Origin of the sequence: Enterobacter cloacae complex sp. CARB60, from assembly GCF_036487345.1 — a bacterium.
Taxonomy (GTDB): domain Bacteria; phylum Pseudomonadota; class Gammaproteobacteria; order Enterobacterales; family Enterobacteriaceae; genus Enterobacter; species Enterobacter asburiae_D.
Genome location: NZ_JAZKLC010000002.1, coordinates 2253596 through 2266545 on the forward strand (window position 1 = coordinate 2253596; position 12950 = coordinate 2266545).

General features: G+C 53.8%; 12 protein-coding genes. 9 read left to right on the forward strand and 3 right to left on the reverse strand.

Translation table 11 applies throughout. The annotated features are described in order from the left end of the window. Positions 1-227 precede the first annotated feature (227 nt). Genes opgC through V4835_RS11750 form a run of 5 tightly spaced genes read left to right on the forward strand, consistent with a single transcriptional unit; the run spans position 228 to position 4334 of the window. Entirely contained in the window at positions 228-1445 is a 1218-nt protein-coding gene (gene opgC, locus V4835_RS11730; RefSeq protein ID WP_331412247.1) for an OpgC domain-containing protein, read from the forward strand. Between the two features lie 11 nt (positions 1446-1456). Beyond that, positions 1457-2356 carry a hypothetical protein gene (locus V4835_RS11735; protein WP_331412248.1) on the forward strand — a complete coding sequence of 300 codons (900 nt, stop codon included), beginning with the start codon at positions 1457-1459 and terminating at the stop codon, positions 2354-2356. A gap of 9 nt (positions 2357-2365) precedes the next feature. Continuing rightward, positions 2366-3580 carry a PP2C family protein-serine/threonine phosphatase gene (locus V4835_RS11740; protein ID WP_331412249.1) on the forward strand — a complete coding sequence of 405 codons (1215 nt, stop codon included), beginning with the start codon at positions 2366-2368 and terminating at the stop codon, positions 3578-3580. Beyond that, positions 3570-3908: an STAS domain-containing protein gene (locus tag V4835_RS11745; RefSeq protein ID WP_032657000.1), complete on the forward strand. Its 339-nt coding sequence runs from the start codon at positions 3570-3572 to the stop codon at positions 3906-3908. Before V4835_RS11740 ends, V4835_RS11745 begins: the two co-directional genes overlap by 11 nt. Continuing rightward, positions 3909-4334 carry an ATP-binding protein gene (locus tag V4835_RS11750; protein ID WP_331412250.1) on the forward strand — a complete coding sequence of 142 codons (426 nt, stop codon included), beginning with the start codon at positions 3909-3911 and terminating at the stop codon, positions 4332-4334. Between the two features lie 28 nt (positions 4335-4362). Here the strand turns inward: V4835_RS11750 and V4835_RS11755 are convergent, their stop codons facing one another. After that, complete coding sequence (locus V4835_RS11755) at positions 4363-5850, reverse strand: UbiD family decarboxylase (protein ID WP_331412251.1); 1488 nt, start codon at positions 5848-5850, stop codon at positions 4363-4365. Between the two features lie 112 nt (positions 5851-5962). On the opposite strand from V4835_RS11755, the gene V4835_RS11760 reads away from it, so the two are divergent. After that, positions 5963-6847 (forward strand): LysR substrate-binding domain-containing protein, encoded by an 885-nt coding sequence (locus V4835_RS11760; protein ID WP_063142743.1) that lies wholly within the window; start codon positions 5963-5965, stop codon positions 6845-6847. Here V4835_RS11760 and V4835_RS11765 read toward each other — a convergent pair. After that, positions 6838-7749 (reverse strand): LysR family transcriptional regulator, encoded by a 912-nt coding sequence (locus V4835_RS11765; RefSeq protein ID WP_331412252.1) that lies wholly within the window; start codon positions 7747-7749, stop codon positions 6838-6840. The two genes, V4835_RS11760 and V4835_RS11765, sit on opposite strands and share 10 nt — an antisense overlap. Position 7750: 1 nt before the next feature. Next, positions 7751-8737 (reverse strand): MBL fold metallo-hydrolase, encoded by a 987-nt coding sequence (locus V4835_RS11770; RefSeq protein WP_331412253.1) that lies wholly within the window; start codon positions 8735-8737, stop codon positions 7751-7753. 259 nt (positions 8738-8996) lie between these two features. Here V4835_RS11770 and V4835_RS11775 point away from each other — a divergent pair, with 259 nt between their 5' ends. The 3 genes from V4835_RS11775 to V4835_RS11785 all read left to right on the forward strand — a co-directional run bounded on the left by V4835_RS11775 (position 8997) and on the right by V4835_RS11785 (position 12901). Then, positions 8997-10004 (forward strand): LacI family DNA-binding transcriptional regulator, encoded by a 1008-nt coding sequence (locus tag V4835_RS11775; protein ID WP_063142746.1) that lies wholly within the window; start codon positions 8997-8999, stop codon positions 10002-10004. Positions 10005-10101: 97 nt separating this feature from the next. Next, the gene (locus V4835_RS11780; protein ID WP_442877324.1) at positions 10102-11490 is read left to right on the forward strand and encodes a glycoside-pentoside-hexuronide (GPH):cation symporter; all 1389 of its coding nucleotides are present in this window, start codon (positions 10102-10104) and stop codon (positions 11488-11490) included. 43 nt (positions 11491-11533) lie between these two features. After that, positions 11534-12901, forward strand: a complete 1368-nt coding sequence (locus V4835_RS11785; protein WP_331412255.1) for a NosD domain-containing protein — start codon at positions 11534-11536, stop codon at positions 12899-12901. Positions 12902-12950: the final 49 nt, after the last annotated feature.

A 12950-nucleotide genomic window follows, 5' to 3' on the forward strand; every position in this document is an offset into this window, starting at 1 on the left:
GTTGCCAGAAGGCCAAAGAAAATAGCGATTAAACAAGATTTAAGGTAAGTGTAGAACGCCGAATAAAAGTGTCCAGCCACGTTTATTACTATTATTTACCGTTGGTTAATTGTGATTAAATTCTGCTTAATCCTTCTTATCTGCCCGCGATAAATTGCGGTTACTATTCCTTTAGGCTATCTACTTTATTTAGACGTTAATTTTCGTTTGCAGGCAAAGGACACCCTATGAGCCATATTGCGCCGTCGATCGCGCAAGAAGATATAGCAAAATCAACATCATGGCGGTATGCCGCTGCAGGCGTTCGGGACCTGAGAATCGACTTTATGCGCGGAATTGCTCTCGTCATGATGGTCGTTGCGCATACTGAAGTGATGTCGGTATTTAATATATTTTCCTGGGAGCGTTTCGGGTTGACCACAGGTGCTGAAGGGTTTGTCATTCTCTCGGGATTTATGCTGGGTATGTTGAATCGCGCTCGCCTGCAAAAAGTCGTATTACTCACGGTTTCATGGGGGCTTTATCTCAGGGCGTGGAAAATATATCGTGTAAATATCATTATCATAGTGTCATTTATTCTTCTGGCATATGTCCCGCATATTAATCTTTTCGAGGTTACTCATTTTACCGATCGCTTTTCGGGTGAAAGCTGGTCGCTTTATCCAGTCACGCCACAAATAAAAGAGACCTGGTTCAACATTATCCTCTATTTGCAGATTGGCCCCCATCAGACGCAAATTCTGGGGCTGTATATCTTTTTGCTGCTCTTCAGCCCGCTATTTTTGGGGATGCTACAGAAGGGTAAAGTCTGGTGGATGCTGGGGCTGTCGCTGCTGGTGTACAGCCTGTGGCAGCAGTGGCCGCTCCGGTTGACGCCGTCGGAATTTGAATTCGCCTTTCCGCTGCTCGCCTGGCAGTTCATCTTTGTTCTGGGCATGGCCAGCGGCTGGTATAAAGCCGAACTGATCTCTTTCGCACGCACGCCGGCAGGTAAAGTGGTGGTGGTTGTGCTGGTGATGGTGGCGCTCATTCTGGGGTTCGTCGCACAGAACCATACCAACCCGTTTATGCCCCCCGCGCTGCTGATGCACGTGATTCCGCCTGACAGCTTCAATACCTTTTATCACACCTGGGCGGCGAAAAATGGGCTGGGCCCGGTGCGGGTGTTAAACGATATCGCCCTGATGGTCACCGTCTATCTGGTGCTGACCTGGTGCTGGGTGCCGCTCAACCGCCTGCTGGGATGGTTCCTGATCCCGCTAGGCCAGCACTCGCTATATACCTTTATTTTGCATGTGTACGTGGTGCTGCTGGTGAGTCAGTTCATCACCTTCGATTTGTGGCGTCATGCCTGGATAGAAAATACGGTAGTGCATGCTGCGGCACTGGGCATTTTGTGGCTCATGGCAAAATACAACGTCGCCGCACGCTGGATACCTAACTAAGGATGGCGGTTATGCGCGAAAAATGGCTCCTGGCGGGCGTCCTACTCGCCGCAATACCCGCGGCGGATGCGGCGCAGAGCAATGAGAAAGAGACGTTGCGCGATAAGAATGACGAACCCGTTCAGGCTGGCGTCTTTACCAGCCGTTGGGGGCGTTTGTTCTCGGGGAATGACAAGAAATTCTCTGGTGCCCTGAGCTTTAGTTCGGGGCTGAAAGAGCAGATGGTGAGCGTGCCCAATAGCTCGGACAGTGCCGCGCAGGAGAAAAAAATTAACCAGACGCTGAATCTTAGTCTTCAGTATTCCCCCTACAGCTTCTGGTTTGCCAACATTACCTCCCGGTTGCCGGTCAGAGATACCAACCGCTACACCGCGGATTTTCGCTACAGCTTCGGCTATGACGACTGGCACGCCAATACGGTTAGCCTGGTATACGGCAACTACGGCGATAACCACTTCTGGACGTCGGGGAGCCGAAGACACACCTATTTCGAACAGGGTGCCTTTACGCTGGCCTATAAGTTTTCGCTACCGAAACCGGTTGAAAACACGCTCCTGATTAATAAAGGAGACTCCATCATTTGCCAGGTCGGGTACAGCTGGGTCCCGCGCTACTACGACCTCAGCAGCGATGACATCCGCAAAAATAAAAACGTCATGCTCGGCGGCTGCGGCTATACCTTCAAACAACATTTCTTCGTTCGCGCAACGGCGTTCTGGTTCCCGGACAGCAGCCAGCAGCAGCCCTGGAACGGCGATTACAGCTACAGCTTCGGCTATGCGGGCTATACGCCGGGATCGTTCTCCGTCCAGTACGCAAACTATGCCGGGACGCGCTATCCGGGACATGGAAACGGTAATGCAAAATTCAGGGAAGGGACCGTGAGTCTCATCTGGTTCTTACCGCTATAGGAGGGATGCATGTCAGCGCTGCACGTGTTAATCGTTGAAGATTCGCTGATTTATCGTCGGTTGCTCTCCCGAATGCTCACCCAGTGGGGGTATATCGTGAGCGAGGCGGAAAATGGCGTTGCCGCGCTGGAAATATTGTCCAGCCAGCCGGTCAGCATGGTGATAAGCGACTGGGAGATGCCGGAAATGGACGGTCTCACGCTCTGCCAGACGATACGCAACCGTCAGTTTGGTCGCTACGTGTATGTCATCCTGCTGACGGCACGCGAAAATGCCGGGGATTTAACGCAGGGCTTTGATGCGGGGGCGGATGATTTTTTAAGCAAGCCCGTTGAACAGGCTGAACTACGGGCGAGGCTCCACGCCGGGGTACGTATTTTGACGCTGGAAGCGACCCTCGCGGCGCACAACAAGCGCCTGAGTGAAGCGTTACACCAGATTGAACAAGATCTTGAGCTGGCGGCGCGCGTTCAGCACTCGGTTCTGCCTTCACGCCGCTTACGCTTCGGGGACTACTTTTCCGACTGGCTTTTCTTGCCGTCTGCCTGGGTATCGGGCGATGTCTTCAATATTTTTCCTCTGGACTCTCATCTGGGGTTCTATTGCGTTGACGTGTCCGGTCACGGCGTGGGGGCCGCGATGATGTCCCTCGCGGTGGCGCGTCAGTTCCTGCACGGCCGGGTGGTGGACCGTTTTTTGTTTACCGCAGAGGGTGGAATTCAGTCGCCTGCTGAGGTCATCAGAATACTGAACAGCCGCTTTTGCAGTGAAGAAAACGACATCACCAGCTATTTCACCATCATCTACGGCGTGATCGACCCCGAAAGTGGACAGGGGCTGTTGTGCCAGGCGGGGCATCCTACTCCCGTGATTGTGAATGCAGACAATGCCGTCACTTCCGTAGGCGAGGGTGGACCGCCTGTCGGGCTGATGCCCGACCTCAGCTGGGAGGATGTCGCTTTTACCCTCAATCCAGGGGATCGCTTATGCTTATTCAGTGACGGCATCACGGAGTGTGAGAATAGCGAGGGCGAGCAGTTTGGCTCGCAACGTCTCGAACGCTGGCTTCATCAGCATGTCCGGCTGCCGGTTGACGAACTCTTGCCGCGGTTCGGTGACCACCTGACCGGCTGGCGCAACGCAAATCGTGATGAACCGACCGCCTTAACCGATGACGTTTCACTGTTAGTGATCGAGCGTCAGGGAGAACAGAATGATTATTAACACTGAACGATTACCGCATGCCAATATTCTCACGCCAGCGGTCCGGCGGCTGGATGCGTCCATTGCCGCGGCGTTTAAGGCTTCTGTCACGGAAGAAATTGGCAGCGATCGTAAAGCCTTGATTGTCGACTTTAGCAAAGTGGACTTTATCGACAGCAGCGGGCTGGGGATGCTGGTGTCGTTGTTTAAGCTGATGAACGGGAAAGGCGAAATGGCTTTATGTTCCCTGAACCCCGGGATCATGAATATGTTCACCCTGACTCGAATGGATCGCATATTCCGCATCTATCCGGATAAAAACAGCGCGCTTGCGCAGCTGGGGCAGTAGATGCAGACGCCGGTGCAGGCAAATTTTCCGGCGGCGCTCGTTTCCCTGACGCCGCTGGCCTGCTGGCTGGGAGACAGACTGGGCGCGCTTGCCGTTGACGATGAGTGGCGTTTTGCGCTCGATCTCGCCGTCTGTGAAGTGGCAACGAATATCATCCGGCACGCGCTGCATGAGGATGCCTCACGCGCATTCAGCGTACAGTTCGACATTCGGGACCATAATGTCTGCGTTGTCTTTACCGACGCGGGTGATGCGTTCCCGTTCGAGCGGCTTGAGGCCGCCCGACGAGACCGCTTCTGTGAAATCTCACCGTTGCTGGAGAGCGGCAGGGGGCTGATGCTCATTTTGCTGAGCGTCGACCGTTTCTCGGTGGAACGAAAGGCAGGTAAAAATATTGCCACGCTTGAAAAGAAAATCAGCGTATGACCTGCTGGTCATACGCCCGAAATTTTTCCTATTTCTTATCAGCAAACAGCTCCGGCGCCCACGGACGCGGGTCAACCTCCATAAACGGCGCGCGCTCGAAGCGGTCCTTCAGCGCCCACGGCACCGTGCAGTCGAAGATGGTCTTGCAGGAGATGCCGTTTCCGCGAATTGATGTGCTGTAATCCGGCGACTGGGACGGATCCAGCTGGTGGCCGCGGATCCCCGGAATATTCGTGATGCTGACATCTCCCTGCATGCGGGTGGTCATCGCCCACAGGATGTCGTCGCTGTCGAAAATATCTACGTCTTCGTCGACCAGAATAATGTTCTTCAGCTCCGAATAGGTGGCTAAGGCGATAAGCGCCGCCTGGCCCTGACGTCCTTCGTCTGACGGCTGGCGTTTTTTCACCTGCAAAATACCGAGGAACTTGCCGCCGCCCGCGGTATGCGCATAGACGTTTTGCAGGAAGCCCGGGATCGCCTCTTCAACGGCATTGCGGATGCTGGCCTCCGTCGGCAAACCGGCCAGCGTGGTATGTTCTTCTCCCGGTCCCACCAGCGTTTGCAGGATTGCGTGGTTTCGCATGGTCACCGCTTTCACTTTGATCACCGGCAGAGACGGGTTCGCCTCGCCGCAGTAGCCCGGGAACTCCGGCATCGCGTGGCCGGTATTGGTGTGCTGATCTTCCCTCACGCGCACGCCCGGTAGCAGTTCGCCTTCAATGATGATTTCCGCCCGCGCGATGGCTTTCTCTTTTACCTCCACGCCCTGCACCAGCTCGACCGGCTGCTGGCGCAGCGCCCCGGCAACGCCCAGCTCGTTGTAGCCAAACGGCGTGGTGGGGGCCTCAAAGCACGCGCCGATATAGATGGCGGGATCGAGGCCCATGTTGATGGTCACCGGCAGCGGTTTTCCAGCCTCTTCCGCCTTTTTGCGAAACACTTCGATATGGCGACCGGCGGCAAGGAACATGGAAAGCTCGTCCCGCTCCTGAACGCAGAGGCGGTGAATGGTGACGTCCGTCAGCGAGCTGTCTTCCGGATCGCTTGCCAGCACCAGCCCCAGACAGAAGAACGGGCCCGCATCAATCGGCGTGTTTGTCGGTGCCGGAAGCAGCTTGCGCAGGTCGAAGTCAGGATCGTCAGCGTAGAAGACCTGTTCCTGACAGGGTGCCTGGGATGCAGGGACAACGACGGGTGCCACCGGCTTTTTCACCGCCTGCCCGACGTGTTTTGCCAGTTCAGAGGGTTCGCACCCCAGAAGAAGCGCCGCGCGCTCGCGGCTGGCGTGCATACCCACCAGAATGCGGGAACCCGGATAGCCCTTCACGCTGTTGAACATCATGGCCGGGCCCGTGCGGGTTGGGCGTTTTACCGTGCCGCCCGCACCAATATGACGGTAGACTCCCGCCAGCTCCGCGTTGGGATCGACCGGATAATCGGTTTCGATATACTGCCCTTCGTGGCGCTGCAGCAGGGCGATGGCGCTGCGGAGATCGTTGATCGGGTTTTCCATATTTTCCTCCCTCGGTTGAATACCTCCATTTTTATGGCAATGACCAATAGCATCAATTGCATCATTACTGCTAAATTGATAAGTAAATTCATATCAAAAAAGGAGGCGTTCCGTGCAGTTTCGTCAGATGCGCCATTTCATCGTCGTTGCCGAAGAGCTCCACATGCACCGGGCCGCTGAGCGTCTGAATATGGCGCAACCGGCCCTGAGCCAGCAGATAAAGGCGCTGGAAGAACGTTTAGGCGTCACGCTCTTTAGCCGGGCGAACCGCCGCTTAACCCTGACGCCCGCGGGTGAAGCGTTTCTGGTGAAAGCCAGGCTCGCCATCTCCCTGACCGAGCAGGCGGTGCTGGACGCCAGGCAAACGGCAAGGGGCGAGCAGGGGGTGTTAAACCTGGGGTGCGTGTCGAGCGCGATGTTCGACGGCAGGCTCCCCGCCGCGCTGCGCCAGATGCATACGCGCTGGCCGGCCATTACCATGTCGCTGGTGACGGGAAACGTGCAGACGCTCTACGCAGCCGTGCAAAGCAACCAGCTCGATGTGGCCATTATCCGGGCGCCGCTGCCGTCGCTGCCTGACGATCTGCAAAGTCGTCCGTTCGCCTCGGAGAAAACGGTGCTGGCGCTGTATCGTCAGCATCCCCTGGCCGGATCGTCCGCGCTGACGCTTTCGTCAGTCAAAGATGAGAAATGGATCTCCCTGCGCGACCCGGAGGGAATGGGGCTGGAACAGTACTTCTATGACGCCTGCAGCGGGGCGGGCTTTCAGCCGGACGTGGTGCAAAACGCGACCGACGTGCCCACGGTGATAAGCCTGGTCTCGGCGGGGTTTGGGCTGGCGCTGCTGCCCGCCTCGGCAAGGGCGGTGAGCGTTGAGAACGTCGTCTACGTGGACATCCTCGATCGGCTGCGGGAGAGCGAGCTGACGCTGGTGTGCCACCGGATTATCCGATCAGAAGTGCTTAAAAAGTTTCTGGCTACCCTCGATCACGCCTGACGTCCGGCGGCCTGCAGCAGCTGCTCGCGCAGCCAGACGTTCGCCGGGTCCTGACTGTTTTTCGGGTGCCAGTACATGTAGATGGTTATCGGCTGGAGCGGCAGCGGCGGCGGAAAAATATCCAGCGTGCTGGCAAACTGTCTCAGCATCCGTTCCGGTAACGTGCAAACAAGATCGGTACCGGCGACAAGCGCAGGCGCCACGGCGTAGCTCTGCGTGGACATCGCGACGTGTCGCTGATAGCCCAGCCCGGCCAGGGTTTGATCGACAAAGCCGGTAAACGGATCCCCCGCCGACGACACCACCAGATGAGAAAGCGCGCAGTAGCTTTGCAGGTCTAACGCACCGTCCCCGCGCGGATGGTCTTTACGCTGGGCGGTAGCAAACGCGTCGTCGAGCAGCTTACGTCTGACCCAGCCGTCGTGGGCACCCGCGCTCACGCCGATGTAGATATCGACATCACCGTTTTCCAGCTGCTGCGGCAGCTCGGCCATCTCCGGCAGGGCGAAGCGCAGGCGGATACCGGGAGCATCGGTGCTCACCTGGTTAAGCAGCGCGGTGCCCAGCATCAGCGCCGGGTTTTCATGCAGAGCGATAACAAAGGTCCGGCGGCTGGTGGGGGCATCAAACGCGATGGGGGCAAACATCGCGCTGATGCCGCGCAGTACGTTCTCCACCTGAGGCTTAAGCGCTTCCGCTCTCGGCGTGGGCAACACCCCACGTCCATGTGGGGAGGGGATAAACAGCGGTTCGCCAAACAGTGTTCGCAGACGCGCGAGACGGGCGGACAGCGCGGGCTGGCTGATGCCGAGCCGCGCGGCCGCATGGGTGATATTCCTGTCCTGAAGCAGGGCGTCCAGGGTCAGGATCAGGTCTATGTCCATGTCAGAGAGGGGCGTCATCTTATTTCGCGCTGCTGGCGTCCCGGTTGGTATAGGTGACAGGGACCCAGGCATAGCCGCCGTTTTCGCCTTTGGTGACATAGCCGATACCCGGGAACGGCAGATGGGGCGCAGCAATCAGGTCTTTATTTTTCACAAAGTCGGCAAACGCACGTTCGCGCACGCTTGCCGCTTTGCTCTGATCTTCATCGTAGGTAATGGTCACGTCGGGCTGAGGGAACTGGACCGCCGCGGTGTGAATGATGTCGCCGACGAAGGTGATCTTCTCGCCTTTGCTTGTCAGAGTGTAGAAGGCTGACCCCGGCGTATGGCCGGGATGGACCGTGCCGGTCAGCCCCGGGAGAATGTCAGATGTGCCGCTAAACGGCACCACCTTACCGGCGTCAAGATAGGGTTTTAAGGTCTTCTGCGCGACGTCAAAGTAGTTCTTGCCGTAGCCGGTTTTTTTCTGATTCTCGTCGTTAAAGAAAAAGTCGACGTCCGGTTTGCCAACGAAAACGCGCGCGTTGCTGAACACCACCTTGCCGTCTTTGACCAGGCCACCGGCGTGGTCGGAGTGGGCGTGGGTCAGCAGGACTTCAGTAATGTCCTCGGGTTTAATCCCCTGCGTGGCGAGGCTCTCAATCAGACGTCCGCCGTTGCCGGGGCCAAAGAGCTGGCCTGATCCCGTATCTACCAGAATTTTATGTCCGGGCATCGCAATCAGGAACGCGTTGATGGACACCTCGGCCGGGCTGGTCTGGAAATTTTTCGCGAGCAGCGCATCAATTTTTTGCGGCGTTGTCCGGCGCAGCAGCTTGTGCAGATCCTGCGCGACGGTCCCGTCCGTAAACGAGGTCACCAGAACGTCGCCGACCTGAACGCTGTATCCGCCCGCCGGTTGTTTAACGACGTGCTGAGGCGTCTCTGCCGACGCCTGAAGCGCAGGGTAGAAAAGCAATGAACTGGAAATAAGCGTGGATAGAGCAAGTTTTTTCACGGTAAGCATACGAGTCTCCTTTGAAAGCGCTCATCTTACTTCTTCGTAAAATTATAAGAACCTGCCCAGAAATGATAGGACCTATAAATGGGTTGGATAGGTCCAGTGGGAAAACGGCGGCTAACGTTTCGCAACGCGAATGAAAAAATGAGAGCGTGAACCGGAATTCATGTAACGAAACAACATGTGAACTGGCTTACATTTTTGACCTCTATCACACTTTATAGTGACGTCACCGTGTAGAGGGTACATTTCATCATTATGGCTTATGGCTTCCATTAAAGACGTCGCAAAAAAAGCTGGAGTATCAACAGCTACCGTATCGCGGGTGTTGAACAATCATCCCAGCGTGGTGCCCGAAACGCGTCGGGCGGTACGTGATGCGATGGATTACCTGTGTTATGTACCCAATAAAAGCGCGATTCAACTGAGCGGTAAGTGCTCAGGCCTGATAGCCGTCGTGCTGCCGAATCTGGTCAACCCACATTTCTGCGAACTGCTGGCGACGTTTGAGGAAGAAGCCCGTTACATTGGCAAAACGGTGATCGTTAAAACGCATCAGAACCAGCCGCAGCAGGATAAACAGATCGTTCACACCCTGATCGGGATGGGAATTGACAGTTTGCTGTGGGTGCCGACGGAAGCGGAAGCTGAACTGGCGGAGTGGCTAACAGCAACACACATTCCGGTTGCCGTGGTGACGCAGGTTTCCCGTTTCTTTAACTCGGTGTCGATTGATCAGAGCAAAGGCGCGGAAAAAATTGCGGAACATTTTATCCAGACCGGACATACCGCATTAGGTTTTATTGCACAGGAGGGCGTAGACAATCGAAAAGTATCTGCCTGGAGTAAAAAAATCACCGGACACGGCATAGCACATAATCCGCAGAACCAGTTCTGGATACCAAAAGGTGAGGGTGAAAAAATATCAGGTCATATTAGTATTCTTGACGATATTATAGAAAATTTAGCCAGTCGAAAAACGGTATGTACGGGCCTGATGATCTATAACGACGTCGCTGCCAGCTATATTATTGATGGGTTAAATGCCAAGGGTTTATGCATCCCACAGGACATTGCCATCGTCAGTTTTGATAATACACTGCTGGCGCAGACCAAGAAAATTACCAGCGTCGCGCAGCCGATAAATGAAATTGCGCACCTGGCATTTCAGATGGTCAATAATAACAAGCAGGAAAGTATCGAAATGGTTGAAATCGACTCTCGCCTGATTATCCGCGAGAGCAGCATTACCCTTAATATCACTACGCTTTAAGTATTTATTAATCACATGCAACTCGAAGAGGGAATGTTTCCCTGACTTCGGATGATAAACCTTGCTTTGTATTTATTATCAATATTTAAGGATATATATGACAGCCGCAGATAAACACAGCGCTTATGAAAAATTGAGTCTGAAAGAAAAGATCGGCTACGGTATGGGCGATGCAGGGTCATGTATGATCTGGAGCGTGCTGGCGCTATATCTGACCTGGTTTTATACCGACGTGTATGGCCTTGATGCCGGTATTGTTGGTACCCTTTTTCTGGTAATCCGTGTTTTCGACGCCTTCAGCGACCCCGTCATGGGTGCAATTTGTGACCGTACCCGAACCCGCTGGGGCAAGTTCCGGCCGTGGTTGTTATGGATGGCCGTACCGTTTGGTCTGGGCGCGGTATTGATGTTCACCACGCCGGACCTGAGCATGAACGGGAAAATTATTTATGCATGGGTTACCTATCTGATTATGTCGTTGATTTATACAGCGATAAATATCCCGTACTGCTCGGTTGCTGGCGTTATTACGCTTAATCAGAAAGAGCGTCTGGGCTGTCTTTCATGGCGCTTCTTCCTCAATGGCCTCGCAACGCTGGTTGTATCTTCTTCTATTTTGCCGTTAACCGACTGGCTGGGTAACGGGAATAGGGCCTCTGGCTTTCAACTGACCATGATGATCATGGGGGGAGCCGCCACATTAATGTTCTTGTTCTGTTTTTCCAGTATTAAAGAGCGTGTGGTCTCGATTAAGACCAATGACTCTTTAAGAAAGGATCTCAACGACATCATTAAAAATGACCAATGGCTGTTGATGATCTCCATTACCTTCCTGAACGTTTTTCCAGCATTCATTCGCGGGGCAGTCACCATCTATTACGCCACCTATGTGATGCAGGCCTCCGTAGGATTTATCACCTTCTTTATGGCTCTCGGCGTGGCCTGCAATATGCTGGGTAGCGTCATTGCTAAACCGCTGACCGATCGTTTTGATAAAGTTAAACTCTTTCGCATTATTAATATTATTCTCGGCATACTTTCCTTTGCCCTGTGGTTTATCGATCCGCATTCATTGACGCCGCTACTGACGCTCTTTATTGTCATAAATATTCTGCACCTGATTCAGTCTGGGCCAATTCTGTGGGCCATGATGTCCGACGTCGACGATTATGGCGACTGGAAGTTTGGTAAACGTCTGACCGGTATTTCTTTTGCCGGGAATCTTTTCATGCTGAAAATGGGACTGGCTGTCGCCGGGGCTATTGTCGCGTGGATATTGTCCTGGACCGGTTATGTTGCGAATCAGGCTCAACAAAATCCGCAGACCCTCCAGGGCATTATTATGATGTTTTCGTTATTGCCGATGGTGAGCTATTTCTTTAGCGCGTGGATAGTGCGTTACTTCAAGCTGAATAATACCTTCCTCGAGAAAATAAAAGTCGAGCTCGCAAAGCGTGAACTAGAAACAAACCCTACTTACGCGTAGTAATAAATTTGTTGAATGTTAATTGACCGAAAGGATTTTACACATGTCCAGTAATAATTATTACGATGTCACAGAGTGGAATGCAGGTAATCCATATGATGATATTGGTGAAGTGATTAATAGTATTATCGCAGATATTAAGAGTCGGCAAACAAATACCGATGTGAATGAAGGCGGTAAACCCGGCGCGGTGATCTATATTCCACCAGGCGATTATCATCTTCTGACGCAGGTTGTCATTGATATTAGTTATCTAAAAATCATGGGGTCCGGGCATGGTTTTACGTCTTCCAGCATTCGCTTTAATACCCCAGAAAGCGACTGGCCAAACTGGCATGAATTATGGCCAGGTGGCAGCCGTGTCCTGGTGGATATGTCACCCGAAGAGGGAGCTGAGGAATCAGCTGGAGCCGCATTCTATATTGCGCGCAGCGGTGATCCGCGGATAAGCTCGGTTGAGTTTGCTGATTTTTGCATCGACGGACTGCACTTTGTTGACGACGGTTCTGGAAGCAATGACCCGGAGAACAGCTACCTTAACGGCAAGACCGGCATCTACATCGCCAGCGCACAAGACTCCTTCCGCATCAGCGGTATGGGTATGGTTTATCTTGAGCACGGCGTGACCATTTATAATGCTGATGCCCTGGCTATCCATAACAACTTCATCGCGGAATGTGGTAATTGCATTGAGTTGCGTGGTTCCGGTCAGGCTTCAAAAATCACCGATAACCTGATTGGTGCGGGCTACAGAGGCTACTCTGTTTACGCTGAAAACTTCGGCGGCCTTTTAATTACCGCCAACAATATATTCCCGCGCGGAAAAAGCAGCGTGCATTTCTCCGGGGTGGTTCGCTCCTCAATCAGCAGTAACCGATTTCATTCCTTTTACCCAGGCATGCTGGTCATCGAAGAAGGCAGCGCTGAAAACCTTGTATCGTCGAACCATTTCTTCCGCGAGCGTGAACCCTGGGGGCCGATGCAGGGCTACAATAACGGCTTAGATGATTTATATGGCCTGCTGTATATCCGTGGTGATAATAATTCCATCATTGCCAACCATATTTCCGAAACCATTGATACGCAATATATAACCCCGCCGGATGCTACTCCGGTCATTATTCGGGTGGTGTCGGGTAAAGGAAATTATATTTCTGACAATCATATTGTCGCCACAACCGAAACCACTGTTGAGGAGGCAGCGGCAGACGCCAGCGCGTGTTTCGCTACGCAGGTGAGTGCGTTACTGGCGACCGATGGTCTTGATGCGCTGACGGTGACAACCGTCCAGATTGAAGCGGCATCAGTGCAAAATACCGTGCTGGATTCAGGCACTGACGCTCAGGTAGTGATGGATAAAACCGCGAATGCATTCAGAGCGACACCTACTCCTGCGCGCAAGATGATTTAGCATCCCAGAAAATGTGAGTATCGGCCGGCGGCGCTACGCTTGCACGGGC

Excerpts from the sequence above, each read along its gene's own strand:
- opgC (WP_331412247.1), top strand. The coding sequence starts at position 228 with ATGAGCCATATTGCGCCGTCGATCGCGCAAGAAGATATAGCAAAATCA.
- V4835_RS11735 (WP_331412248.1), top strand. The coding sequence starts at position 1,457 with ATGCGCGAAAAATGGCTCCTGGCGGGCGTCCTACTCGCCGCAATACCC.
- V4835_RS11740 (WP_331412249.1), top strand. The coding sequence starts at position 2,366 with ATGTCAGCGCTGCACGTGTTAATCGTTGAAGATTCGCTGATTTATCGT.
- V4835_RS11745 (WP_032657000.1), top strand. The coding sequence starts at position 3,570 with ATGATTATTAACACTGAACGATTACCGCATGCCAATATTCTCACGCCA.
- V4835_RS11750 (WP_331412250.1), top strand. The coding sequence starts at position 3,909 with ATGCAGACGCCGGTGCAGGCAAATTTTCCGGCGGCGCTCGTTTCCCTG.
- V4835_RS11755 (WP_331412251.1), bottom strand. The coding sequence starts at position 5,850 with ATGGAAAACCCGATCAACGATCTCCGCAGCGCCATCGCCCTGCTGCAG.
- V4835_RS11765 (WP_331412252.1), bottom strand. The coding sequence starts at position 7,749 with ATGACGCCCCTCTCTGACATGGACATAGACCTGATCCTGACCCTGGAC.
- V4835_RS11770 (WP_331412253.1), bottom strand. The coding sequence starts at position 8,737 with ATGCTTACCGTGAAAAAACTTGCTCTATCCACGCTTATTTCCAGTTCA.
- V4835_RS11775 (WP_063142746.1), top strand. The coding sequence starts at position 8,997 with ATGGCTTCCATTAAAGACGTCGCAAAAAAAGCTGGAGTATCAACAGCT.
- V4835_RS11780 (WP_442877324.1), top strand. The coding sequence starts at position 10,102 with ATGACAGCCGCAGATAAACACAGCGCTTATGAAAAATTGAGTCTGAAA.
- V4835_RS11785 (WP_331412255.1), top strand. The coding sequence starts at position 11,534 with ATGTCCAGTAATAATTATTACGATGTCACAGAGTGGAATGCAGGTAAT.